Source organism: Halorussus limi, from assembly GCF_023238205.1.
GTDB lineage: Archaea > Halobacteriota > Halobacteria > Halobacteriales > Haladaptataceae > Halorussus > Halorussus limi.
Genome location: NZ_CP096660.1, coordinates 349,319 through 373,638, shown reverse-complemented (window position 1 = coordinate 373,638; position 24,320 = coordinate 349,319). Strand labels below are relative to the sequence as shown.

Sequence of the window (24,320 nt, the reverse complement as noted above, 5' to 3'; positions counted from 1 at the left end):
CGTCCGAGGCCCGACGCCACCGACCCGTATTACGGGCACCCCGGTTCGGTAATAACAACCCGTTTAGGACGCCTCCGCCAACCTCGGAGCGAGAATGATACCGAGTGACGCGGTCGGACTGTTCGCCGGGGCCGTCGCGCTCGGCGCGGTTCACGGCATCGAACCGGGCCACGGGTGGCCCGTCGCGGCCAGTTACGCCCTCGACCAGTCGAACAAGTGGCTCTACGGCTTCGCGGCGAGTTTCCTGCTCGGGTTCGGCCACCTCGTGAGTAGCATCGCGATGGTTGTCGTGTTCTTCTTCGCCAAGCGCCACTTCGAACTCACCCAGATAAACGAACCGCTGGAACTGTTCGGCGTCCAAATCGGCGGCCCGGTCGGCGTCGTCGCCGGGGTCGTGTTGATACTGCTGGGCGTTCGGGAGTACTTTCACGGCCACAGCCACGACCACGGCGGAGACGGCGACCATTCGCACGGTCACGACCACGGCCACGGCGGACACTCGCACGACCACGGCGAGTCCGGGCACGGTCACGACGGCCACGGCGCTCACGACGACCAGCGGTATCACGTCGACGATAACGTAACTTCGTACGGGGCAAACAAATCTGAATCTGGTCGGGGCGCGGACGAACACGGCACCGGCGGCGACTCACGCGCCGACCGCGGCCACGGCCACCCGCACGGCCACGCCGACCACCCCCACGACCACGGCGAGGGCCGCGGCGTCCTCGACAGAATCAAACTCGCGCTCCCGTTCGTCGGCGGACACAGTCACGGGTCGCCCGAGGAGGCCACCGAACGCGGCCTCTGGGGCATCGCGGGGTTCGCCTTCGTCCTCGGGTTCGCCCACGAGGAGGAGTTCGAGATTATCGCGATGTGCGCGGGGTCGGACTACTGCCTCTCGCTGATGGCCGTCTACGCGGTGACGGTCGTCCTCGGCATCGTGGCGCTCACGCTCCTGCTCATCGCGGGCTACGAGCGATACGAGGAGCGCGTCGAGCGATACACCGACTACCTCCCCGCGTTCTCGGCGGCCGTGCTGATACTGATGGGTCTCGGGTTCGTCGCAGGACTGTTCTGAGAGGGGCGATGGTCGCGCGGGGCGGTCGGCGGTGTCTCGGTATCACCTTGTTCCGGCGACGCTACGCGCCGCCTCGCTTTCGGGTGTCGGACCGCGCGAGCAGTCGAATGGCCTGCCAGATTGCGAGACCGGCGAGCGCACCGAACACCACCGCGAGGGGGTCGAGTCCCGCGTGACCGGTCGCGTGAAGCGGGAGGAGCATGCGTCACCGTACGCTCCACACGGCCGTCAATATTTCTCTCCGCGGTGTGACGAGGGTCGGTTTTCACCGCTCTCGTCGCGGAGTGCGGCGGCGGTCTCGGAAAATCACCGCGCTCGCAGGCGAGTCGAGAACCATCGGACGCTCTGCCAGAGGCCCGCCACGGCGAGCGCGACGAGCAGATACGACCACCACGGCGTCCCGGGAACGCGGAGCGGAAGGAACTGCACGGGAGCGAAATCGAGTCGGCCGAAGGTCAACTTTTCCGTGGGAGAGAAACGGGTCGCGTCACCGCAGGAAGCCCAGCAGTTCGTACTCGTGGTCCGGGGTGTACCTGCGGAACAGCATGCTGTTGGTCAGGACGCTCACGCTGGAGAACGCCATCGCGCCCGCCGCCAGCACGGGTTGGAGCAGGCCGAGGCTGGCCAGCGGAATCATCGCGGTGTTGTAACCGAGCGCCCAGAAGAGGTTCTGCTTTATCTTGGCGAGCGTCCCCTCCGAGACTCGGATGGCCTTCAGCACGTCCGCGGGGTCGTCGCGCATCAGCGTCACGTCGGCGGCTTCGATGGCCACGTCGGTCCCCGACCCGATGGCCGCGCCGACGTAGGCCGCGGCCAGCGCGGGCGCGTCGTTGACGCCGTCGCCGACCATCATCGCCTCGCGGCCCTCGGACTGGATGGACTCGACCGCGTCGGCCTTGTCCTCGGGCAGGACCTCCGCGCGGACGTTGTCGGGGTCGATGCCGACCTGCTCGGCCACCGCGCGGGCGGTGCGCTCGTTGTCGCCGGTAATCATCATGACTTCGCGGCCCGAATCGCGGAGGTCCCCGACCGCTTCCTTGGCGCTCTCCTTGACGGTGTCGGCGTCGGCGACGACGCCCGCGAGTCGGCCGTCCGCGGCGACCAGCATCGCGGTCTTGCCCTCGCGTTCGAGGCGCTCCATCGTCTCCTCGGCGTACGAGACGTCGATGCCGTTGTCTTCCATCAGCTTTCGGTTGCCGACCAAGACCTCGCCGTGAGAGGTCGTGGCGCGGACGCCGTGGCCGGGCACGTTCTCGAAGTCCTCGGGGTCCTCGACGGTGATGCCCCGCTCTCGCGCGCCCTCGACGATGGCCTCCGCGAGCGGGTGTTCGCTCCCCGTCTCGGCGCTCGCGGCGGCCGCGAGCACGAACTCCTCGTCCACGTCGGTCTCGGTCGGGGCTTCCACCGCGCCTCCGTCCGCGGCGGTTCGCTCTCCGCCGTCCGCTCGGGGGCCGAGCGCCACCACGTCGGTCAGGCGCATCTCGCCCTCGGTCAGCGTGCCGGTCTTGTCGAAGACCACCGTGTCCACGTCGCGGACTCGCTCCAGCACGTCGCCGCCCTTGAACAGCACGCCGTTCTGCGCGCCGATGGAGGTCCCGACCATCGTCGCGGCCGGAGTCGCCAGACCGAGCGCGCAGGGGCAGGCGATGAGGACCGCGGAGGCGAACACGACGACCGCGAACTCGAACACCGAGACGGTGCCGCCCGCGACGCCGGGGCCGCCCGCGACCAGTCCCCACAGCGGGAGCGATTGGACGAACCCGGCCAGCGCCTCGGGGAAGAGGAACCAGAGCGCGCCCCAGAGCAGGGCGTTCGTGATGACCGCGGGCACGAAGTACGCCGAGATGCGGTCGGCGACCTGCTGAATCTCCGGCTGGCGGCTCTGGGCCTCCTTGACCAGTTGGACGATTTGCTGGAGCGCGGTCTCGGAGCCGACCTTGGTCGCCTCGACCTTCAGGACGCCGTTCTCGTTGACCGTCGCGCCGACCACGTCGTCGCCGGGCGACTTCTCGACGGGCACCGACTCGCCCGTGACCATCGACTCGTCGACGGCGCTGTCGCCCTCGCGGACGACGCCGTCGGTCGGAATCTTCTCGCCGGGCCGGACGACCATCAGGTCGCCGACTTCCACGTCCTCGACGGGAACCTCGACCTCCTCGCCGTCCTCAACGATGGTGGCCGTGTCTGCCTCCATCTCCAGCAGTTTGCGAAGCGCCTCGCTGGCTTGGCCCTTCGACCGGGCTTCGAGGTAGTTGCCGAGCGTGATGAACACCAGGATGAGCGCGGCGGTGTCGAAGTAGAGGCTCCCGGTGAACCCCAGCAGGACCGCGACGCTGTAGAAGTACGCCGTCGAGGACCCGAGCGCTATCAGCACGTCCATGTTCGCGGTCCGGTTCCTGACGACCGCGGTGTACGAGTTCTCGTAGAACTCCTTGCCGAGGAAGTACTGGACCGGGGTCGCGAGTCCGAACATGAGCCATCCGAGCGGAAGTCCGAAGAGGGTGTCTCCGAGCAGACTGTCGAACAAGAAGTGTTCGAGCAGTAGGAACACCAGCGGGGCCGAGAGGACCGCGCCCAGAATCGTCAGGTTGCGCTGGCGGCGGATTTCGGCCTTCCGGGCGTCCTCGCGTCGGTCGCCAGCGGTCTCGCCGTCCCCGTCGGATTCGTTCTCGCGGATGGGTTCGTAGCCCGCCCGCTCGATGGCGTCGTAGAGGTCCTCCAAGTCGGCGTCGTTGGGGTTGTACCGGACCGTCCCCTCGTCGGTGGCGTAGTTGACTTCGGCGTCCACGACCCCCGGCGTCTCTTCGAGCGCCTGCTCGTTGGTCTCCGAGCAGTTCGCACACGACATCCCGGAGATGCCGACGGTGACTTGCTGGGCGACCGGGTCGTAGCCCGCGTCCTCGACGGCCGCGTAAATCTCGCCGAGCGAGACGATGTCGGGGTCGTACTCGACGGTCCCCTCGTCGGTGGCGAAGTTCACGTTCGCCGAGTCGATGCCGTCCAACTCGCTCAGGGCGTCTTCCACGGTCCCCGAGCAGTTGGCGCAGCTCATGCCTCGGATGTCGAGGTGTGCGGTTCGCGCCATGTAGTCCTCCTTGGTAGAACGTACGGGACCCACGTTAATGCGACTTTTCCCTTATGGAAATCGGCTCAGTGCGGCGCTATATTTTTCGAATGGCTTTCTCTCACCACTCTGCCTTTGTTTCTAAAGTATCGCGGCGCGAGACCCCAACGACGCGTATCGGTCGCGAGCGGGTACCCCCGAGAGAGACGTGACGAGTCCGACGGCGCTGTGGCGGACCGCTCCCCGGCGAGGCGGACGCTCCGAGAGACGGCGCGCTCCGAGCAAAGCGAACGCGCTCCCGGCGGCCCCGAGAACGTGCAATATCTTTTTAACTGCTAGACCGCTGTCTCAGTGTATAATGGAACACCGGAAACCGGACGAGCGACTGCGGTCGCGCGTCGAGAGGAGGGCCGAGACGTGAGCGAACACGCAGCCCCGACGACCGGTCTCCCCGAGTCGCTGACGCCCGAAAGCGGACTCGAAGCGCTGCGGTCCGGCGACCGGTTGGACGGCCCCGTGGAGGCGCTCGACGGCCACGACTGCAACGACCACTTCGCGCAGATTTACGAGACGGACGAGGAGCGGTTCTCCACCGCCGTCCCGTTCGTGCGCAGCGGACTCGACCGGGACGAACGCGTCATGTACGTCCTCGACGACGGTAACGAGGACGAGGTGCGCGCGGCACTTCGCGAGGGAGGTGTCGACGTCGAGGACGCTCTCGGGTCGGGCGGACTATCGTTCCACACCGTTCAGGAGACCTACCTCCGAAACGGCGCGTTCGACCCCGACGAGATGGTCGAGTTCTACGCCGACGTCGTCGCGGCCGCCACCGAGGAGTTCGAGGCGCTCCGCATCGTCGCCGAAACGTCGTGGCTCGAGAGCGACGCCGCGACGGTCGAGCAGTTCATGGAGTACGAGTCGAAGGTCAACGACCTCTTCGCCGAGGAGGACTGCCTCGCACTCTGTCAGTACGACCGCCGCGCGTTCCCGTCGGAAGTCGTTCAGGAGGTCGTTCGAACCCATCCCCATCTCATCTACGACGACACGGCGTGTCACAACGTCTACTACACGCCGCCCGCGGAGTTTCTCAGCGACGACGACCCCGCTCGCGAAGTCGACCGGATGCTCGGCACGCTCACGGAGCGCGCCCGAGCGAAGGCGGAACTGGCCGACCACGACCGGTTCCTGCGCGAACTGTACGAAATCACGGCCAGTCAGGACCGCTCGTTCGAGGAGAAACTCCACGCCCTGTTCGAGTTGGGGTGCGAGCGGTTCGGCCTCGACTTCGGCTTTCTGAATCGAGTCGACCTCGCCGCCGACCGACTGGAGATAGAGTACGCCAGCGGTGACCACGAACACTACGAACGCGGCAGGGAGCTCCCGCTGTCCGAGACGTACTGTCAGGCCGCCGCCGACATCGAGGAGGCCGTGAGCGTCTCGAACCCCGCCGAGAAGGGCTTCGACGACCACGTCGTCTACGAGGAGTTCGGCGTCGACGGGTATCTCGGGACGTACATCCCGGTCGAGGGCGGCACGGACCGGACGCTCGCGTTCGTCCCCGAGGGGTCCCGCGAGGAGTCGTTCTCCGAGCGAGACGAGGCGTACGTCGAACTGATGGGCCAGTGGGTCGGCTACGAACTCGAACGCCGACAGCGCGAACGGTTCGTCCGGGAGTGCTACGAGATTACGTCCGACCCCGCGCTCGATTTCCGGGGGAAACTCCACCGGTTGCTCGACCTCGCCCGCGAGCGGATGGGTCTCGACGCGGCGGGGTTGACCCACCTGCCGGAGTGGGACGGCGCGTTCCGCAACGAGTACGCTCTCGGATACGGCAACGGCGACGAGGTAGTGGACGCGTCCGACGACGTGTGGACCGACCCCGGAGAGGGGTGCTACTGCCGACAGGTCATCGAGGAGGACGAACCGCTCGGGATGGCCGACGTTCGGGGGACCGACTGGGAGGACGACCGAATCCACCGGGAACACGGCCTGTCGTGTTACCTCGGTACGAAGGTCACGAGCGGGTCGACGCCGTACGGGACGCTGTGGGTCGGCAGCACCGAACCCCGCGACCGGGAGTTCTCCGAGACCGAGCGCACCTTCATCGAACTGGTGGGCCAGTGGGTCAGTTACGAGATAGAGCGCCGCGACCACAGCGACGCCCAGCGGGAACTGTACGAGGTCACGTCTGACCCCGACCGCTCGTTCGGCGAGAAACTCGACGCGCTGTTGGAGTTGGGGTGCGAGCAGTTCGGCGTCGAACTCGGCGGGATGGCCGTGGTGGACCCCGAGGCCGACAGCGTCGAGATAGAACGTATCAGCGACGACCGCGGCATCTACGAACCGGGACAGGAGTTCGCGCTGTCCGAGACGTTCTGCGAGGCGGCCATCGAGACAGGCGGGCAGGTCAGCATCGTCGACCCCGCGGCGGCCGGGTACGACGACTGCCGCATCCACAGCGAACACGGGTTCGAGACCTATCTCGGCACCCTGCTGGACGTCGAGGACGCCCAAGACCGGACGTTCTTCTTCCTCTCCGAGGAGTCGCGCGACCGGGAGTTCTCCGAGACCGAGCGAACGTTCCTCGACCTGATGGGCCAGTGGACCGAGTACGAACTCGAACGCCGGGAGTACGAGCGTGCGCTCCGCGAACGCACCGAGCATCTGAGCGCGCTGGTCGAGACCACTCCCGAGTGCATCAAGACCGTCGCCCCCGACGGGACCCTGCTCCAGATGAACTCCGCCGGACTGGAGATGGTGGAGGCCGACTCGACGTCGGACGTGGTCGGCGAGTGCGTCTACGACCTGATAGCGCCCGAAGACCGCGAGGAGTTCCGGAAGTTCAACGAGCGGATATGTGGGGGCGAGCGCGGGAGCATGGAGTTCGACATCGTCGGACTCGACGGAACACGCCGACACATGGAGTCCCACGCGGCGCCGCTCCACCGCCCCGACTCGACGACCGCCCACGTGGCGCTGACCCACGACGTGACCGAGCAGAAGGAGCGCGAGCGCGAACTCCGGCGCAAGGAGCGTCGCTTCGAGGCCATCTTCGAGGACCCGAACATCCTCGTCGGCCTGCTCGACCCCGACGGGACGGTGCTCGACATCAACCAGACCGCGATGGAGTACATCGGCGCCGACCTCGACGACGTGACCGGCGAACCGTTCTGGGAGACGCCGTGGTGGGGGCAGGGCGACGAGGTGCGAAGCGACGTTCGGGAGTGGGTCGAGCGGGCCGCGAACGGCGAGTACGTGGACTTCGAGGCGGACCTCACCCGGCCGGACGGCGAGCGGTACACCCTCAACGGCGTCTTCCGGCCGGTCACGAACGACGACGGCGAGGTGGTGTCGGTCATCGTGTCGGACCGCGACATCACCGAGCGCAAGGAGCGCGAGCGAGCGCTCGAACAGAGCGAACAGCGCTACCGGACGCTGGCCGAGGCGTTCCCGAACGGCATCGTCACCCTGTTCGACGACGACCTCCGGTACACGCTCGCGGCGGGACGAGTCTTGGACGACCTGCCGGTCTCCAGAGACGACATCGAGGGTCGAACGCCCCGCGAGGCGTGGGACGACGACGTGGCCGACGAACTCGAACCCGTCTGCCGGGCCGCCCTCGACGGCGAGCGCAACTCCATCGAGGTCTCGTACGCCGGGCGGGAGTGGCTCATCTACGCGGTCCCGGTACCGGACGAGGACGGGGACGTGTTCGCCGGGATGACGATGGCCCAAGACATCACCGAACGCGAGGAGAACCGGCGAACGCTCGAACGACAGAACGAGCGACTCGAATCGTTCGCCAGCATGCTCGCCCACGAGTTGCGAAATCCCGTCACTATCGGCCAGATATACAGCCAGCAGTTGCCGGCCGAGACCGATTCGGAGGCGGTCGAGTACGTGACCGAAGCGTTCGACCGCATCGAGGACATGATAGACGTGATGCTGGTGTTGACCCGGGGCCGCAAGGCGGTCGGCGACTCCGCACCCATCGACCTCGGGAGCGTGGCGCGAGAGGCGTGGGACGACGTAGACTCCTCCGAGGCCGCGCTCGACGTCGAACTCGACAGGACCATCGAGGCCGACGAGACGTACATCCGACACCTGTTCCGGAACCTCCTCGAGAACGCCGTGGAACACGGCGGACCCGACGTGACGGTCACTGTCGGCGACCTGCCGAGCGCCTCGGACGGCCGGAGCGAGGACGGAGACGGGACGGAACCGACCACCGGCGGCTTCTACGTGGCCGACGACGGACCAGGAATCCCCGACGAGGACCGGGACGCGGTCCTCGACGAGGGGTACACGACGGCCGCCGACAGCGGGGGAACCGGACTCGGACTGGCGTTCGTCCAGAAACTCGCGGAGGTGTACGAGTGGGACCTCGAAGTGACCGAGAGCGAGGACGGCGGCGCGCGCTTCGAGTTCCGGAACGTCGTCTGACCGCGGCGACGCGGAGCGCGACCGAACGCTAGGAAAATTAATTTGTGTTAGTGCAAAGTTAGTAGTTTTATCCGTGCGGACGCCGGAGGGAGAGACGACAATGCAACAGCAGTCGGCACGCCGGACCGCGACGCTGGCGGACTCCCACACCGAGACGACCGAGATTCTGATGCCCGACGACACCAACAATCTCGGCCGGGCGCTGGGCGGGTCGGTCCTCCACTGGATGGACATCTGCGGCGCGATAGCGGCCCGGCGGTTCTCCCGGCGACAGGTCGTCACGGCGTCGATGGACCACGTCGACTTCCTCGCGCCAATCGACCTCGGCGACGTGGTCGTGACCGAGGCCTACGTCTTCGAGACCGGCGAGTCGAGCATGGAGGTCAAGGTGGACGTGTACGCCGAGCGACCCAGTGCCGACGCGCGCCGCGAGACCGCGACTTCGTTCTTCACGTTCGTCGCGTTGGACGACGACGAGGAGGCCGCGAGCGTGCCGGAGTTGCGGTGTCCGACCGACGAGCAGGAGGCGAAACGGGAGCGCGCTCTGCAAGAGCGCGCGAAGCGCCGGGCGGAGTTGGCCGAACGCGAGTGAGCGGCCGGTTCAGTCGGATTCGTGAATCCTCTCGCCGCGGCGGAGTCGGTCCGCGATGGTGTAGGTCTGCTCGGCCGAGCGCCGCGTGGGAACGTGCGCGGAGACGTAGCGCGCGGTAGCTACCAAGTGCGTGTGCGCCCGCTCCGGGTCCTCGGTCAGGTCGAACTGCTGGAAGGCCGCCTCGACGTTCTGGAGCGTGTGGAAGTCGGCGTCCTCCCGGAGCAGACCCTCGCCCAGGACCCGCTTCAACTCGGCGGGGTCGCCGCCGTCCGCCAGATACGCCGCGACCAGTCGGCCGGCCGAATCGACTTCGCCCTCCTCGTCGAAGAGAGCGAGCAGTTCCTCGCGGAGGTCGTCGGGCGCATCGACCTCGGTCCCGTCGGGAATCGGCGTCGGCGGGGTGTTGAGGAACCGGTCGAGGTAGACGCTCATCGCTCCGGCGACGGCGGCGCGGTAAGCGGCCATCGAGTCGGTCCGCAGGGCGGCCTTCTGGACCGCGTTGGCGTAGGTGTAGGTGTGGTGGACCGTGTCCCAGTCGCCGAACTCGTTGGAGGTGCCGAACCGCGCGACCCGGCGGCCCGCGGCCTGCGCGACGGCACCGGCGAGTCCGTCGGGGGTCGCGCCGTTCTGGACCGCGGCCTTCATCGCGGTCACTATCTCCTCCGGGTCGTCGCTGAGGAGCGTGTCGATGAAGCCCTCGGGCGCGTCCCACTCGGCGTCCGCGCCCTCCGCGGCGAGTTCCGGGAGTTCGTCGTAGGCGTCGAAGACGAGTTCGGCCACGTCGACGGGTTGGCGCCACGATGAGAGTTCCTCCGAGCGCGTGGCCTCGGTGAGTCGGGGAATCACGCTCGGCAGGACTTCGTCGGCGTGGTCCCACCCGACGTGATCCAGCGCCTCGCAGGCCTTGTTCACGAAGTCGAAGGTGTGGCCCGCGTCCATGTAGAGGTGGTCGGTCGCCGCCAGATAGAGGATGTCGGCGACCTCTTCGGGGTCTAACGTGGCGACGGCGGTCTGGAGACACCGCTCGGCGCCGTCCCGGTCCCGTACCTCGATGGTCTCGCGGAACCACGATTCGAGGCGCTCGCGAGAGAGGTCCCGGGCCGAGAACGACGGCTGGTCGAACTTCGGCGGTTCGCCCTCGCAGTCCTCGGCGACCCGGTAGAGGCCGGTGTAGAGCGCCCGCTTCCGGTCTTCGGGTCGGAGCGCGTCCTGCAGGTTCGCCATCGCCGAGAGGATGGTCAGTCCCGAACTCCACCCGTCGTCGCGGTAGCGCGCGCCGAAGGTCAGGCCCTGCCGGAGCGGTTCGGTGTAGGCCACGTCCTCGTCTGCGAGTCCGATGACCGACTTCGCCACGACGAGGCGCAGACTCTCCTCCAGTCCGGTCTGGAGTCGGTCGGTCCAGTGTTCGACCGGCGGTAGGTCGGGGTCCGGGTGCGGGTCCACGTACACCTCGCCGTCCCGGACCTCGGTCGGAAAGCTCTGCACGTCGTCGGCCCACGGGTCGAACGTGTCGCCGCAGGAGAGTTCGAACCGGGCGTGGTGCCAGTGGCAGGTCAGGATGCCGTCGTCCACGGTGCCGTCCGCGAGCGGAAAGCCCATGTGGGGACACCGGTTGTCCACCGCGCGGAACTCGCCCTCGTGGTGGAACAGCGCGATGGCCCGGCCGTCGGCCCGCGCGACCGTTCGACCCTCGTCGCGGAGTTCGTCGGCGTCCGCGACGCGGACGAACGACGCCTCGGTCGTCGGTTCGTCGTCGGACGCTGGTTCTTCGGTCGCCATACCTAGCGACTCGTCACCATCCCTCAAAACGGTTCGCTGAACCCGATTTATGTACCACTTCTTATATTTTCTCTCGCCGCGAAGAGACGCCGCGAGGTGACCCGCGTCCGTCTCGGTGACGGTGAAACGAGGACCGTTGCGAGACCGGAGACTGTGACGGGGCAGGCCGTGACTGGGGCGGGGACCGTGACACTGGCGAGTTCCGCCTCGAAATCGGGGACCGTTCGACGGCGAGACGGGAGAGTGTCGGGGAGAGGCGCGCCGGCGGCCTCAGGCCGCTTCCTTCAGTTCCTCGTACTGTTCTTCGAAGCGCGACTTGCAGGACGAACAGCAGAACTGGTAGAGGTCGCCGTCGATGCGCGCCGACTCGCCCTCGCTGGTGACCGAGTTGCCACACTCGTCGCACTCCAGCGCGAACTCGACGGCGCGGGGGTCGGGATGCCACGCCGAGTCCGCGAGCAGGCGCACGTCGTACTCTCTGATGTCGTCGGTGTCCAACACCTCCGCCAGCAGGGGTTCGACCGCGCCGTCCTGCAGTCGGGCGTGGAAGACGACGTGGCCGTCGGCGGTCACGAAGACGTGTTCGACGCCGTCGATGTCCTCGACGCCGCCCCGGACCGCCGAGACGCGGCCGGGTTCGGCGTGGAGGTCCACGAGGACCGCGACGCCGTCCGAGAGCAGCGACCGGTCGAGGTCCACGGTGAACCGCTCGACGACGCCGAGTTCGCGCAGGCGGTCGATGCGGTCCGAGACGGTCGGCGGCGAGAGATTCACCGCGTCCGCGATTTCCTTGTACGGGCGGCGGGCGTCCGCGACGAGGAGTTGCAGGATTTCGAGGTCGGTTTCGTCTAGTTCTCGCATTATCAAGATACTTGTCAGTCCAGCATAGAAACACTTTTCGTCATCGTTCGATAGCGAGCGGTCGAAACCGGTTCGTGGGAGGCGAGCGGCCGGAGTCGAGGGCGCTCAGTCGTCGGCGGTCGCCGCCCCGGCGTCGGGTCGCGCCGCCTCGATGCGGGCCTGCACGTCCACGGTTCGGCCGGTCTCGGCCGCCTCGTACGCGGCCTCGGTCATCGCGGTGACTCGGAGGCCGAACGACCCCGGCACCGCGGGTTCGGTTCGCTCCTCGACCGCCCGGACGAAGTCCGAGAGTTTTCGCCGGGTCAGCGTCGTGAAGTCACGGTCGCCCGCCACCTCGCCCTCGTAGGTCGCGCCGTCCTCGTGGACCGTGAGGCGTCCGTCCTCGTACCTGACGTGACCCTCGGTGCCCCACAGGACCATCCCCTCGTCGGGTTCGCCGTGGGTTCCGTCGCCGACGACGCCGACGCTGGCCGTGACCGGGCCCTCGTCGCGATGCAACGTGGCCGCCAGCGCCGAGTTCACGTCCACGGCCTCGCCGCGATCGTCGGTGACCGCCGCGACGCTCCGGGGTTCAGCGTCGAGCGTCCAGAGCAGGGCGTCGAGCAGGTGGCTTCCCGAGTCGTAGAGTTGGCCGCCGCCCGAGAGGCCGGGGTCGGTCCGCCACGACCCGCGCTGAATCTCTATCCAGTCCTGCCCGAGATAGGCGTTGGCGGCGTGGATTCGGCCGATTCTGTCCGAGGTGACGACCCGCTTGAGTTCGCGGAACAGCGGGTCGAAGTGGCGCTGGTAGCCGACCTGCAGAATCCTGCCTCGCTCCTCGGCCGCGGCCACGAGCGACGCGGCGTTCTCGATGCCCGTCACCATCGGCTTTTCGAGGAACACGTCCGCGCCCTCCTCGAAGCAGTCCATCGCCTGCTCGTAGTGGAGGGTGTGAGGCGTGACGATGGTGACGGCGTCGAGGTCGTGTTCGGCCAGCAGTCGCTCGTGGCTCTCGTAGGTCGGCGCGTCGTAGGTGTCGGCGAAGGCCTCGCGCGCGCCCTCGGACACGTCCGCGCCGGCGACGACCGTCACGTCGCTCATCTCGTCGTACAGTTCGAGTTCGATGCTCCCGAGACCGCCCAAACCGACGGCCCCAAGTCGAAGTGCCATACCCTCGGCCGCGCATTTCCTCAATGTAAGTCTGTTGGTTGAAGTTTTGCGTCGAAATCGGAGAGGATTGGGCGACCGGCCGGCACGGAAGTCCACCCCTGCGTCGCGTCACTTTCCGACAATACGTTTGTCTCCTTACAGTCGCTCCTACCCCGCCGATGACGTGTTTCTGTTCGCCCAGAATGCCTAACTTCGGCCGGGCACTGGTTCTCACAGGAGACCGATACGATGGGGGAAATTGCCGTTATTCATATGGATTTGATGTCCAAAGGGGGCGGCGAAGCGGTCGCGATGAACGTGTTGGAGGCGCTTCAGGGAGACCACGACCTGACCCTGCTCACGCTGACCGACCCCGACCTCCGAGAACTCAACGACTACTTCGACACGAGCGTCGACGTCGGTAGTCTGACCGTCGAGCGGGCGGGCTATCTCGCGCCGTGGCTGAACGACCGGTTCGGCCTGAAGTACTACGTCCTCCAGAACGCTTTGCTCGGGCGCTACGCCCGGCGGCACAGCGACGAGTACGATTTGCTCGTCAGCACCATCAACGAACTCGGACTCGAATCTAACGCGGTCCAGTACGTCCACTTCCCGTTCGACTGGACGGTGAGTTGCGACGACCGCGAACACATCTTCCACCCGACCGTCGAGGAGGACTCGCTCTACGAGCGACTCGCCACGCGGGTCGCGGGCGTGGACCGCGAGGACATCCGCCAGAACGCCCTGCTCGCCAACTCCGGGTGGACCGCCGACGTGGTCGAAGACGCCTACGGCACCCGGCCCGAGGTCGTCCACCCGCCGATAGACACCCGCGAGTTCGAGGACCTACCGTGGAGCGAACGCGAGGACGGCATCGTCACGGTCGGGCGCATCGAGCGGAGCAAGCGCATCAAGGAGCTGATTCGAATCACCGAGGGCGTCCGCGAGCGCGGCCGCGACCTCCACCTCCACGTCATCGGCCCGACCGTGGACGAGGAGTACCGCGAGGAGGTCGAGGCCCTCGCGTCGGGCCGCGACTACGTCGAACTGGAGGGCGAGGTGCCCCGCGAGGAATTGGTCGAGCGCATCTGCACTCACAAGTACGGCATCCACGGCAAGGAGTACGAGCACTTCGGGATGGCCGTCGCGGAACTCGCCGCCGGCGGGGCGATTCCGTTCGTCCCGAACGAGGGCGGCCAGCACGCCATCGTGGACGACCGCGAGGAACTGCTGTACGGGAGCGTCGCGGACGCGACCGAGAAGATAGCCCGAGTCGCGGCCGACCCCGACCTCCAGCGCGAACTGCGGGAACCGATGGGACCGAGCGCGATTCGCCGCCGGTTCGGCCGCCGGCGGTTCCAGCGACGGATTCGCGAAATCGTCGCCGAGGCGATGGACCGGCCCGCGACCGGCGTTCCGGGGGCCCCGACCGACGCGCCCGCGGAGCGACCGGCGAGCGGAGACTGATTCTCAGACGAGTTCGCGGTATTTCGCTTCCAGCGCGTCGGCCGTCGAGTCCCACGTGTAGTTCCGTCGGGCGTGGTCGCGGCAGGCCCGGCCCGCGTCCGCGCGCTCGGCGGGCGAGAGCGCGGCCCACGTTCGCATGCGCTCGGCCAGCGAGTCGGCGTCGACCGACTCGACGACCATCTCGGTCGGAATCCGGTCGTCGCCGCGCAGGCTCGAGAGGATTTCCGTGGTCCCGCCGACCGGAGTGGCGACGACGGGCGTGCCCGACGCGAGGGCTTCGAGCGTCGCGAGACCGAACCCCTCCAACTCGCGTGTCGGCAGGACGAAGCAGTCGGCCGCGGCGTACGCTCCGGGCAGGTCGTCGTCGGGCACGTAGCCGAGGAACGTCACGCTGTCGGCGATGCCGAGGTCGGCCGCGAGACGCTCCAGTTCCCCCCGGAGCGGACCGTCGCCCGCGACGTAGAGGTGCGGTCCGGCGTCGGCGGGCGCGCCGTCGGACTCGACGACCCGACGGAACGCGCGCAGGAGCATCCCGTGGCCCATCCGCGGCGAGAGGCGACGGACCGTGAGGAAGTCGGTGCCGGACTCGCTCGCCGCGCCGCCGTCCACCATCGCGTCGGGTTCGGTCGGAGGCCGACCGTCGGCCATCGGTCCGTAGACGCCCGCGTCCGGGCGGTAGCGTTCCGTATCGACGCCGCCGGGGACGATTTCGGGGTCGGCGACCGGACCGTGGACCTCGCGCAGCGTCCCGGCCATGAACCGACTCAGCGCGAGGACCTGCTCGCACTCGGCGAGGGTTCGGCGCTCGATTCGCTCGCGGAGCGCGGCGTTGAGTCTGCGACGCGGGGCCGACCGGTCGAACCCGCGACCAGTCCCGTCGGCCTCGTGGCCGGCCCGGATGCGGTACTCGGTCGGCCACGGACTGTGGAACGTGGCGCTCCGGGGCACGTCGTCGGCGACCAGCAGGTCGGCCAGCGGGTCGGTGACGGTGCCCTGAAAACTCAGGAGGTCGGGGTCGGGGAGGGCGTCGAGGTGGTCGCGGACCGCCCGGACGGCGGTCGGGAGTTGGCGGGCGATTGCAGGTGCCGAGCGCTCGGCGACTTCGAGGTCGTAGCGCGCGACCCGGACGCCGCCAATCGTCTCGCGCGACGGCACGTCGCCGCGGCGGCGCGTGAGGACCGACACGTCGTGCCCGCGGTCGGCGAGTCGGGTCGTCGTCTCGTAGACGTATCGACCGGTGCCGCCCGAACCGGGGTCCGGGTAGAAGTCGTGGGCGGCCACGAGGAGGTGCATGGAGGGACGACGGCGGAGACGGACTAATGCGCGACGGCCGAAGCGGGGAGTTCGGCTCGCCAGTAGGATAATTTAACTACTGGGAGGCAGAGGCGTCGGACATGTTGGAATCCCCGAAGCGATTAGCCCTCGAAGCGGTTCCGGTCGCCGTGATACTGCTGTTCTGGAACCTATTAGCGGTCGTCGCTCAGTTACAGAACGCCGGCGGGGCCGTCGGGAGCGCAGGCGTCGTGATGGCCGCGCTCTTCGTCGTGTTGCGCGGCGTCTCGCTCTCGTCGGAGGTTCTTCCCCCGGCGACCGACAGCGTGACGGCTATCCTCTATCAGAACGCCCGCCTCGCGCTCCCCGCCGGAGCGTGGTTCGTCGGCGCGGTAGCGGTGTACGCCCTCGACGGCGCGACGTACGCGTACGGACCGTCGTCCACCGCCTCCGCGCTCGCCAGTTCGCTCACGGGCGCCGGTCTCGGCGTCGTCGGTCTCTACGCCGTCGCCGCCGGGCACCGGGCGCTCCTCGGCGACGCTCCCGCGGGCGGTCGGCCGCCGGTAAACCGCGACGGCGTGGGCAGCGACGGCGACGACGAATCGCCGTCCGACGGCGCCTCGGCGGACGACTGAGCCGTTCCCGATTTCGTAACTTTTCCGTTCGACCAGTCTCGCCAAACGACGCTCTCCGCCAGTTTCGAGAATTACCACGCTCCGCCAGTCCCGCGAATCTGCACGTCCCACAGGACACGCCGCACGCCGAGCGAGCGACGCGAGCGGCGGCGGGGAACGGGCGCAGTCTGCGGTGCGGTTGCGGTCTGATAGGCGTCGGGCGATAGCTAGTCGGGCAATTGGTGCGGTCAGCGTCGCCGCCCGAAGCAATCACAACTGAGCCATATATGCCATTTGAATAAATATCTACAGCAGCTGTAGAAAAATATATATCCACCTCTTCAGATTACAGAGGTTGCTCTGAATCCCGGCGGTACTCGTCCAGCCACGGCGGCGCGGTCCGGTCCTTCGACCACTCGAACAGGTCGCGCTTCTCGTTGGCGTAGTAGAGCCGATACGCCTCCACGTAGTCGTCGGCGTGCCACTCGCCCGTGACCTGCGGCGGGTCGCCCGGTTCGCCCGGCCAGTCGAGGCCCGCGAGGAGGGACTCGTCCAGCGACTCGACGGTGGCCCAACTCCCGTGGGTCTTCTCAGGCGGGTGGTCCCACCGGTAGCGCCACTCCTCGTGAGCGGCCGCGGCGTACGCCCGGAGGTACTCCCAGTTGTCGAGGTGGGCGGCGGCCCACCGCGTGAGCGGGTGGTCGGCGTGCGTGTAGTAGAGGTCTTCGGACTCCGGGTAGCCGTTCAGTTGGACCGCCGTCGTCAGGACCATCGCGTTCTCGAAGACCGAGGAGAGGACGTGCGAGTCCACCAGCCACCGCGCCGTCTGGTCGAGGTCGCGGTCCAGCCAGAAGGCGTTGACCATGAGAGGAGTAGGCGTCCGAACCGCTTAGGCGCGGCGGGTCAGTCCGCGGCGTCCGGGCCCGGACTCGCCCGGTCGGCGAGCGAGGAGGCGCTCCCGGTCGCGTTCCGCCCGTCTTCGGCGTCGAGCGCGTCGACGTTGACGAACAGGAACCCCGCGAAGCCGACCCGAATCAGCACGGAGATGTACTGGTTGAGGACCTGCGCGCCGAACGTCGTGAACGCGCCCGCCAGCGAGAGGAAGGCGAACACGATGAGCATCCCGATGAGGAACAGCAGGAGGTTGCGCGACTTCCAGTGGAGCAGTCGCCGCTCGTCGGGAAGCGCCTGCGCGGTCCGCCAGATGGGACCCACGAACAGGTACGCGATGACGAGGTGACCGCCGATGACGACCGCCGTCGAGGCGAGCGCTATCAGACCGCCCATCGGGGTGCCGAACTGGAACGCCACGACCTGCAGGAACGGGAGCGCAGTGACGACCGCGAGCATCCGGCGCGAGACGCGCGCCAGCATCGCGGTGACGAACCACAGCACCGAGTAGGCGACCGCGTCGTTGACGAACGTCGGGAGGAGGACCGTCTGTCCGCCGACCGAGACGCCGCCGACGCCGGCGGACGCGAGGAAACTGGCCGCCCCGCCGAGACCCACGACGACCAGCAGGAGGTGACAGTACCGCCGGAGGTGAGTCGGAACGTTCCGAAGCCACGCGACCAGCACGACGAGGGTCGCGACGTACGCGCCGCCCGCGACCGCGTAGAGGAGCGACTCGCTAATCATCGTCACCACCCGCGAGCGCGCCGGGACCGGCGCGGAGTGACTCGTCGGTCGACTGGCCGGAACCGTCGTCCGGTCCGCCGTCGTAGTCGCCGCCCGTACCGCCGTCCGAGTTGTCGCCCACACCGCCGACGTCGGCGTCCCGCGTCTCGAACGCGGTCAGCATCGAACGCAGGTCTTCGGTCCGGTCGGCGAGGGCGTCGGCGCGTTCGCGCACGTCGCCCATGGTCTCGACCGTCTCGTCGGCCGTCGCCGCGAGTTCGTGCGAGCGGTCGGCGACATCGGTGGCGGCCTCGCGGACGGTCTCGACCGCCGCGGCGACCTCCTCGGTCGCGGCCGCGCCGTCGTCGGTCGCGCGGCTTATCTCCACCATGGCGTCGTCCACGTCGACGACCGTGTCGGTCAACTCCTGTAGCGTGTCGCCGGTCGCGGTCACGGTGTCGACGCTCGTGTCGATTCGCGTTCTGGTGGCGGCCATCTCCTCGGTGACGTCGGTGACGTCGCCGCGAGCGCCGTCGACTATCCCCTCGATTTCGTCGATGGCCTCCTGGGTCTCGGTCGCGAGTTGCTTGACCTCGTCGGCGACGACGGCGAACCCGTCGCCGTCGGCGTCCGCGTGGGCGGCCTCGATGTTGGCGTTCAGTGCGAGCATGTTCGTCTGTTCGGCGATGTCGTCGATGAGGTCGGTCGTCGATTCGACCTCGTTCATGCGGTCGTCGAGTTCGTCGACCAAGCGGCCGAGTCCCGCGACGGCGTCCTCGATTCCCTCGATGGCCTCGACCGCCTCGGTCGCGCGCTCCGCGCCCGCCTCGCCGACCTCGGCCGCGTCGCTGGCCCGACCCGCAACCTCGTCGGTGGTCGAAGCGACCTCCTCGATGGTCGCCGAGAGGTCGTTGGCCTCCTCGGCCGCGCTCTGGAGTTGGTCGGTCTGGTCGGTGATGGCGTCGGCCAGCGAGCGGATGTCGCCCGCGAGCGCCTCGTGAGACGCCTCGACCTCGGCCGCGTCGTCCGCGACGGCGTTGCTGGCGCGTTCGACCTCGGCGGCGAAGTCTAGTATCTCCTCGACGGTCCCCGACAGCGACTCGGCCATCTCGTCGTACGCGTCGCCGATGCGTTCGATGGCCTCGATGTCGCCGCCCGTGTCGAGTTCGTGCGTGAAGTCGCCGTCCGCGGCCGACGACATCGCGTCGCCGATTTCCGATGCACGTTCGAGGAGGCGGTCGTTTCGCTCCTCGGCCTCGCGCTTGGCGCGCTCGGCCTCCTCCTTCGCGCGTTCGGCCCGCTTCCGGGCGCTCTCGGCGTCCTCTCTGGCGGCCTCCGACTCCTCGAACGCCTCGTCGAGCGACCGCCGCATGGTGTCGAACGACGACGCCAGTTGCCCGAACTCGTCGCTGCGGTCGCTCTCGGGCGACACGTCGAGGTCACCCTCCTCGATGGCCTCGGCGGCGTCGGTCAGGGTGCGGAGTTCCACGCCGACGCTGCCGCCGAGAACGATGCCGAGCAGTCCGACGTGAAGCGCGAGGACGAACAGCGTTCCGGCGACCGCTCGGACCCCCTCGCCGCCGCGCGCCGCGTCAAGCGCGAACAGGACGCCGAACGCCATCGTGGCGACGAGCGTAACGAACAGCGCCGCGCCGATGCGACGACTGTACTTTCTGGAAATCCACTCGCGAGGCGAACGTATCGTCATTACGACCCGTCTTTTGAGTTACCAAGTTTATATCTTTGGACGCCAGTATCAGTAAGAATAATCGCTCCGTCGAGGGCTAAGAGTGCCACACGGGGCACTTTCTCCGTTAATTCCCAGCCTTTCGTTCGTAAACCACATCCCCGACGAAGTTCGTGTATCGTAATTTATGAGTTCGCCCGAGTGCGAGAGTGCAGATAGGAGATAGTGTGAGCAGGATAGAGAGAGCGAGAGCGAATGCGAGAGGGCACCGCCGCGACTCCGCACCCATCGGTCGGACTGCATCGCACTCGGCGGGCGTCGTTCGTCACCGATTCGTCTTCCCGGGACCCCCGAGTAGCGGGACGTATCCTCGGAATCTCGGCGAAGACGGCGAACAGCGTTTTACCCTTCGCTCTCGTGCGTGTGTAGCAGACATGGCGGAGTACGACTTCGACGGCAAGGTAGCGTTCGTCACCGGTGCGGCGCGCGGACAGGGACGGTCGCACGCGCTCCACTACGCCGAAAACGGGGCCGACGTGGTGTGTGCCGACATCTGCGAGACGACCGACGAGTCGACCTACGAACTCGGCGACGAGACCGAACTCGACGAGACCGTTCGAGAGGTCGAGGAGCGAGGTCAGCGCGCGCTCGGCGTCCAGATGGACGTGTCCGACGAGGCCGAGGTCGAGGCGGGCGTCGAACACGCCGTCTCGGAGTTCGGGCGCATCGACTTCCTCGCCAACAACGCCGGGGTCGCGCCCGTCTCGGGCCTGATGGAGTTGGACGAGGAGACGTGGGACCACGCGCTCGACGTGAACCTCAAGGGGATGTGGCTCTGCGCGAAGCACGTCGGCGCGCACATGATAGACCGCGGCGAGGGCGGGCGCATCGTCAACACCTCCTCGACCGCCGGGATGGTCGCCTCGCCGGGACTGGGCCACTACACCGCGGCCAAGCACGGGGTGCTGGGACTGACCAAGACGCTGGCGATGGAGTTGGCCCAGTACGACATCACGGTCAACGCGGTCTGTCCCTCGGCGGTCGACACCCCGATGACCGGCGGTATCGTGGAGTCCATCGGCGAGGAGATGGCCGAAGTCGCCGAGCAGTCCGGGCCGGACAACGTGCTGGGCGAAATCGTCCAACCGGAGGACGTGAGCGCGGCGTTCATGTGGCTGTCGAGCGACGACGCCCGGTTCGTCACCGGCATCGGACTCCCGGTGGCCGCGGGAGCGACCGCGATTTGACCGACGCGACACGCTTCGGGAGACCACACTCGTGAACTGGAACCAGTTTCTCGACCGCGACCGGAATCGCATCGCGTGGTGGCTCTATCTGCTCGCGCTGGCGGTCGGCGTCGTCTACGTCGGCTACTCGTTCGTCGGGATGTTCGTGCTGGGCGTGTTCCTCTACTACGCCTCGCGGCCCATCTGCGACCGCGTGAGCGACTACGTCGACAACGACGGTCTCGCGGCGGGACTGACGCTCGCGGGCATCGTGACGCCGATACTGCTCGTCGTGGGCTACGTCCTCTTGGCCGGACTTCGCGACGTCGCCTCGCTGTCTGGAATGCCGGGGAGCGGCCTGCTCGCGCCGCTCCTGAACGTGAACCAACTCACGGCGAACCAGCAGAGCCTCGTCCAAACGCTCCTCGAAAACCCCTCGAAGGTGGGGTCGCTGAGTGCCCAGCGAATCCGACAGGTGGTGCAGGCCGCGATGACCGCGCTCGGTGCGGTCCTCGGAGCCCTCGTCCTCCTGTCGCTGTCCTTCGGGTTCGCGTTCTTCCTCCTGCGGGACGACGACCGCATCGCGGCGTGGTTCCGCGACGAGGTGGCCTCGCCGGGGTCGGCCGCCCACGCCTACGCCTACGCGGTGGACGACGAACTGGAGACCGTCTTCTTCGGGAACGTCCTGTTCGTGTTCACGATGGCGATTCTCGCGGCGCTCGTCTACTACGGCTTCAACTTCCTCGCGCCTCCGGCGCTGACCATCCCGTTCGCCATCCTGCTGGCCCTCCTGACGGGCGTCGCCAGCCTCGTCCCGCTCGTCGTCGGCAAAATCGTCTACGTGCCTCTCGTCGGCTACCTCGCGTGGGTCGCGGCCGGAACCGGCGGCGCGGCCATGATATACCCCATCGGCCTGCTGGTGGTGTCGTTCCTCGTCCTCGACATCCTGCCGCAGACGTTCCTCCAGCCCTACATCTCGGGCAACGAGATTCACATGGGCGTCATGATGTTCGCGTACATCCTCGGCCCGATGCTGTTCGGGTGGTACGGCTTCTTCCTGCTCCCGCTGTTCTTCGTGCTGGTGATTCAGGCGGTTCGAATCGTCGTGACCGACCTGATTCACGGCGACGACCTGACGCCGGACGTGGACGCCGCGCCCTCGCTCGGCGCGCGGGACCTCGGGGACCTCGGCGACGAGGACGAGGAAGACGACGAGGCGGCCTCGGCGTAGTCGTCGGCCCAGCCGGCCGACGTTACTCTCGGACGAACACCGGCGTTCCCGGGTTTCCGGCGTCTCGGTAGCCGAGCGACCGGAGCGCGTACACGAGGTCGGCCAGCGCGTAGTCCTGCCGGGCGGTGGCGGGCGCGCCGTCGTCGGTGTAGTCGGCGGTGTGCGCTCGGAGCGCGTTCAAGTCCACGACGCGAGGGCGGTCGTCGCTCGCGTCTACGGACGCGAGCGAACGCGGTTCTGTCCGTGAGGGCGAACGCGCTTCTGCCCGAGAACGAGTCTGCGAGGGCGCGTCCGCGCTCGTGGAGTCGTCCGCGAGCGCGGCCCGCACCGGCGCGTCGGTCGAGTCGAGGTCGTACCGCTCTCGCTTTCGCTCGACGCGCGCTCGGAGGTCGTCGTGGGTCCGGCGGGCCGACCGGTCGGGGTTCCGGACGCGTTCGACGCGGGCCACGAGTCGGCGGTTCTCCGCGACCGCTTCGTCCCAGTCCTCGACCGCTTCGACCGCCGCGTCCCCGAGTTCGTCCGCGTCGCGGGCGAACCGGTAGTCCTCGGGCACGCAGTCGTAAATCCACGGCTCGTCGCGGACCACGAGGACCTGCCCGCTGGCGGCCTGCTCGAAGGGCGTCCGGGCCATGGTCTCGTATTCGCTGGCGCAGACCGCGAGGTCGCCCCGCGACAGCGCGCGCTCGTAGGTCTCGCGGTCGGCCTCGGGGCGGGCCTCGACCCACTCGGGGGCGGCGTACTCCTCGGGAATCGCCTCCATGCTGGTCAGCAGGGTCTCGATTCCGAACTCGTCGTGGAGGCGCTCGCCGACGGCGAGCAGTCTGTCGGCGCACTTCTTGTCCCAGAGCGACCCCGCGAGGTGGAGATACCGGGGTTCGTCGGCGTACGACTCCTCGAACCCCGAGAAGTCGATGGGACTGCCGGTTTCGAGGGCGTCGTCGACGGCCGATTCTACGACCGCGGGCCGGAGGACCTCGGTGGCGTACTCGCGGAGTCGGTCGGCGTCCGCTCCGGCCTTGAACCAGATGCCGTCCGAGAAGACCGCCGCGGCCATCTCCATGCGACTCTGGAACTCGTCGCGGTGGTCGCAGTAGCGGTACTTGAACGGCACCTGCAGGTCGTGGACGTTGGCGATAACCTCGAAGGGAGCGACGTCGGCCGCCCACCGGTCGGTCTGGCGGCAGAGCCACTTCCGGAGGTCGAACCGGCCGGTCCGGCGCTGGTCCACCACGCAGTCGAGGTACGCCCCGCGGTCGTAGATTTCGCGCTCGATGGCGGCGAGTTCGGCCCAACTGTACCCGCCCTCGGTGAATAGATTGGCGTCCGCGACGGGCGGGTTGTCGTCCGCGGCGGGCGGGTCGGCGTCCGAACCGGCGTCGGCGGAACCGAACGGTTCGGCCCGTATCGCCGTCACCCGCTCGCGGTCGGCCAGAATCGCCTCGTCGGGCACGCTCGGCGGGACCAGCCAGTAGACGTGCATCGCGGGGTCGCGGTCGAGCCACCCCCGGACCCACGTCGCGGCGTCGCCGAGGGTGCCGTTCGCGCTCGGGTCGTCGGGGCGGTAGAGTTCGGGAACGATGAGAACGCGCATCGAGACCACCTGTTCGGTTGCGTAGACGGTGAAAACGGTAGCGAGGAGTTTGAACGTCTCGGCCGTTCCGGAGGGCTATCGGTGGGAACAACAGCTACGAACTGCTCCCTGCGAACAGTAATGCGGTCCCTTTCTGCGGACAGCAATGCGGTCCCTTTCGGCGGAATCGCGTCCGAGCCAATCACCGAACTCGATAGAGGCGTGGTGTAAACTCAGCACTGAGTGTCGGCTATTTCGACGGTCTCGTCCCCGCCGAACCCGATATTGATGTCGATTTCCTCGTCCATCCGTTGCGAGTCGCGGTCCGTACAGTCCATGGTCGCCTCGTGAGTGCGTACCTCGGTCCCATCGAGGAACAGGGAGACGGTGTACGACATCCCGCTCGGGATATTCGAGACGGCGTCGGTCTCCGTATAGACGTATGGGTCTGCACTGCTTGCGCTCGGTAGCTGAAACGTCCGCTCGAAGGTCGTCTGCCCGGCCAGTCGAATTTCGACTGTGGCATCGTAGGCCGCACTCGTGTAGTTACGGAGTCTGAACCCCAGCGTCCCGGTCAACGATACCGACGCACAGCCAGCGAGTCCCGCCAGAGTGGAGAGACCGCCGAGTCCGAGAATCTGTCGGCGCGACCAAGACATGGAATACTGGTTACATTCTAAGTGGGAGC

At 67.7% G+C, this 24,320-nt stretch carries 19 protein-coding genes; 7 read left to right on the top strand and 12 right to left on the bottom strand.

From position 1 onward, the window contains the following. The first annotated feature begins 94 nt into the window (after positions 1–94). Positions 95–1,081, top strand: coding sequence for a hypothetical protein (locus tag M0R89_RS19985; RefSeq protein WP_248652477.1), 987 nt, complete (start codon positions 95–97; stop codon positions 1,079–1,081). A 61-nt stretch (positions 1,082–1,142) separates the two neighbouring features. Here the strand turns inward: M0R89_RS19985 and M0R89_RS19980 are convergent, their stop codons facing one another. The 3 genes from M0R89_RS19980 to M0R89_RS19975 all read right to left on the bottom strand — a co-directional run bounded on the left by M0R89_RS19980 (position 1,143) and on the right by M0R89_RS19975 (position 4,166). Beyond that, the gene (locus M0R89_RS19980) at positions 1,143–1,283 is read right to left on the bottom strand and encodes a hypothetical protein (protein WP_248652476.1); all 141 of its coding nucleotides are present in this window, start codon (positions 1,281–1,283) and stop codon (positions 1,143–1,145) included. Positions 1,284–1,387: 104 nt separating this feature from the next. Continuing rightward, positions 1,388–1,510, bottom strand: a complete 123-nt coding sequence (locus tag M0R89_RS23350) for a hypothetical protein (RefSeq protein ID WP_256478569.1) — start codon at positions 1,508–1,510, stop codon at positions 1,388–1,390. Positions 1,511–1,568: 58 nt separating this feature from the next. Further along, positions 1,569–4,166, bottom strand: coding sequence for a heavy metal translocating P-type ATPase (locus tag M0R89_RS19975; protein ID WP_248652475.1), 2,598 nt, complete (start codon positions 4,164–4,166; stop codon positions 1,569–1,571). Positions 4,167–4,562: 396 nt separating this feature from the next. On the opposite strand from M0R89_RS19975, the gene M0R89_RS19970 reads away from it, so the two are divergent. Both M0R89_RS19970 and M0R89_RS19965 read left to right on the top strand, forming a co-directional pair. After that, positions 4,563–8,588 carry an MEDS domain-containing protein gene (locus M0R89_RS19970; RefSeq protein WP_248652474.1) on the top strand — a complete coding sequence of 1,342 codons (4,026 nt, stop codon included), beginning with the start codon at positions 4,563–4,565 and terminating at the stop codon, positions 8,586–8,588. A 100-nt stretch (positions 8,589–8,688) separates the two neighbouring features. Further along, the gene (locus tag M0R89_RS19965) at positions 8,689–9,180 is read left to right on the top strand and encodes an acyl-CoA thioesterase (RefSeq protein ID WP_248652473.1); all 492 of its coding nucleotides are present in this window, start codon (positions 8,689–8,691) and stop codon (positions 9,178–9,180) included. Positions 9,181–9,189: 9 nt separating this feature from the next. Here the strand turns inward: M0R89_RS19965 and M0R89_RS19960 are convergent, their stop codons facing one another. From M0R89_RS19960 to M0R89_RS19950, 3 genes are all read right to left on the bottom strand, one after another. Further along, positions 9,190–10,959: a Rieske (2Fe-2S) protein gene (locus M0R89_RS19960; RefSeq protein WP_248652472.1), complete on the bottom strand. Its 1,770-nt coding sequence runs from the start codon at positions 10,957–10,959 to the stop codon at positions 9,190–9,192. Positions 10,960–11,229: 270 nt separating this feature from the next. Further along, positions 11,230–11,820: an AsnC family transcriptional regulator gene (locus M0R89_RS19955; protein ID WP_248652471.1), complete on the bottom strand. Its 591-nt coding sequence runs from the start codon at positions 11,818–11,820 to the stop codon at positions 11,230–11,232. Between the two features lie 105 nt (positions 11,821–11,925). Continuing rightward, positions 11,926–12,969 (bottom strand): Gfo/Idh/MocA family protein, encoded by a 1,044-nt coding sequence (locus M0R89_RS19950; RefSeq protein ID WP_248652470.1) that lies wholly within the window; start codon positions 12,967–12,969, stop codon positions 11,926–11,928. Positions 12,970–13,221: 252 nt separating this feature from the next. On the opposite strand from M0R89_RS19950, the gene M0R89_RS19945 reads away from it, so the two are divergent. Next, positions 13,222–14,415, top strand: a complete 1,194-nt coding sequence (locus M0R89_RS19945; protein ID WP_248652469.1) for a glycosyltransferase family 4 protein — start codon at positions 13,222–13,224, stop codon at positions 14,413–14,415. A gap of 3 nt (positions 14,416–14,418) precedes the next feature. On the opposite strand, the gene M0R89_RS19940 is transcribed toward M0R89_RS19945, so the two are convergent. Further along, complete coding sequence (locus tag M0R89_RS19940) at positions 14,419–15,708, bottom strand: glycosyltransferase family 4 protein (RefSeq protein ID WP_248652468.1); 1,290 nt, start codon at positions 15,706–15,708, stop codon at positions 14,419–14,421. 101 nt (positions 15,709–15,809) lie between these two features. On the opposite strand from M0R89_RS19940, the gene M0R89_RS19935 reads away from it, so the two are divergent. Next, positions 15,810–16,322, top strand: a complete 513-nt coding sequence (locus M0R89_RS19935; RefSeq protein ID WP_248652467.1) for a hypothetical protein — start codon at positions 15,810–15,812, stop codon at positions 16,320–16,322. Between the two features lie 325 nt (positions 16,323–16,647). On the opposite strand, the gene M0R89_RS19930 is transcribed toward M0R89_RS19935, so the two are convergent. The 3 genes from M0R89_RS19930 to M0R89_RS19920 are packed head-to-tail and all read right to left on the bottom strand — an operon-like array spanning position 16,648 to position 19,626. Then, positions 16,648–17,166, bottom strand: coding sequence for a hypothetical protein (locus M0R89_RS19930; RefSeq protein WP_248652466.1), 519 nt, complete (start codon positions 17,164–17,166; stop codon positions 16,648–16,650). 38 nt (positions 17,167–17,204) lie between these two features. Further along, the gene (locus M0R89_RS19925; protein WP_248652465.1) at positions 17,205–17,939 is read right to left on the bottom strand and encodes a G protein-coupled receptor family protein; all 735 of its coding nucleotides are present in this window, start codon (positions 17,937–17,939) and stop codon (positions 17,205–17,207) included. Next, positions 17,932–19,626: a methyl-accepting chemotaxis protein gene (locus M0R89_RS19920; RefSeq protein WP_248652464.1), complete on the bottom strand. Its 1,695-nt coding sequence runs from the start codon at positions 19,624–19,626 to the stop codon at positions 17,932–17,934. The genes M0R89_RS19925 and M0R89_RS19920 overlap by 8 nt, the downstream gene beginning before the upstream one ends. A 413-nt stretch (positions 19,627–20,039) precedes the next feature. On the opposite strand from M0R89_RS19920, the gene M0R89_RS19915 reads away from it, so the two are divergent. Beyond that, complete coding sequence (locus M0R89_RS19915) at positions 20,040–20,852, top strand: mycofactocin-coupled SDR family oxidoreductase (protein WP_248652463.1); 813 nt, start codon at positions 20,040–20,042, stop codon at positions 20,850–20,852. Positions 20,853–20,883: 31 nt separating this feature from the next. Further along, entirely contained in the window at positions 20,884–22,062 is a 1,179-nt protein-coding gene (locus M0R89_RS19910; protein ID WP_248652462.1) for an AI-2E family transporter, read from the top strand. Positions 22,063–22,084: 22 nt separating this feature from the next. Here M0R89_RS19910 and M0R89_RS19905 read toward each other — a convergent pair whose 3' ends face one another. Beyond that, entirely contained in the window at positions 22,085–23,653 is a 1,569-nt protein-coding gene (locus tag M0R89_RS19905; protein WP_248652461.1) for a glycosyltransferase, read from the bottom strand. A 212-nt stretch (positions 23,654–23,865) separates the two neighbouring features. Beyond that, positions 23,866–24,291, bottom strand: coding sequence for a hypothetical protein (locus M0R89_RS19900; RefSeq protein ID WP_248652460.1), 426 nt, complete (start codon positions 24,289–24,291; stop codon positions 23,866–23,868). Positions 24,292–24,320: the final 29 nt, after the last annotated feature.

Bases quoted from the DNA above. Each gene is read 5' to 3' on its own strand.
- M0R89_RS19960 (WP_248652472.1), bottom strand. From the start codon at position 10,959: ATGGCGACCGAAGAACCAGCGTCCGACGACGAACCGACGACCGAGGCG.
- M0R89_RS19930 (WP_248652466.1), bottom strand. From the start codon at position 17,166: ATGGTCAACGCCTTCTGGCTGGACCGCGACCTCGACCAGACGGCGCGG.
- M0R89_RS19975 (WP_248652475.1), bottom strand. From the start codon at position 4,166: ATGGCGCGAACCGCACACCTCGACATCCGAGGCATGAGCTGCGCCAAC.
- M0R89_RS19950 (WP_248652470.1), bottom strand. From the start codon at position 12,969: ATGGCACTTCGACTTGGGGCCGTCGGTTTGGGCGGTCTCGGGAGCATC.
- M0R89_RS19905 (WP_248652461.1), bottom strand. From the start codon at position 23,653: ATGCGCGTTCTCATCGTTCCCGAACTCTACCGCCCCGACGACCCGAGC.
- M0R89_RS19945 (WP_248652469.1), top strand. From the start codon at position 13,222: ATGGATTTGATGTCCAAAGGGGGCGGCGAAGCGGTCGCGATGAACGTG.
- M0R89_RS19925 (WP_248652465.1), bottom strand. From the start codon at position 17,939: ATGATTAGCGAGTCGCTCCTCTACGCGGTCGCGGGCGGCGCGTACGTC.
- M0R89_RS19935 (WP_248652467.1), top strand. From the start codon at position 15,810: ATGTTGGAATCCCCGAAGCGATTAGCCCTCGAAGCGGTTCCGGTCGCC.
- M0R89_RS19920 (WP_248652464.1), bottom strand. From the start codon at position 19,626: ATGACGATACGTTCGCCTCGCGAGTGGATTTCCAGAAAGTACAGTCGT.
- M0R89_RS19980 (WP_248652476.1), bottom strand. From the start codon at position 1,283: ATGCTCCTCCCGCTTCACGCGACCGGTCACGCGGGACTCGACCCCCTC.
- M0R89_RS19985 (WP_248652477.1), top strand. From the start codon at position 95: ATGATACCGAGTGACGCGGTCGGACTGTTCGCCGGGGCCGTCGCGCTC.
- M0R89_RS19900 (WP_248652460.1), bottom strand. From the start codon at position 24,291: ATGTCTTGGTCGCGCCGACAGATTCTCGGACTCGGCGGTCTCTCCACT.
- M0R89_RS19965 (WP_248652473.1), top strand. From the start codon at position 8,689: ATGCAACAGCAGTCGGCACGCCGGACCGCGACGCTGGCGGACTCCCAC.
- M0R89_RS19955 (WP_248652471.1), bottom strand. From the start codon at position 11,820: ATGCGAGAACTAGACGAAACCGACCTCGAAATCCTGCAACTCCTCGTC.
- M0R89_RS19915 (WP_248652463.1), top strand. From the start codon at position 20,040: ATGGCGGAGTACGACTTCGACGGCAAGGTAGCGTTCGTCACCGGTGCG.
- M0R89_RS19940 (WP_248652468.1), bottom strand. From the start codon at position 15,708: ATGCACCTCCTCGTGGCCGCCCACGACTTCTACCCGGACCCCGGTTCG.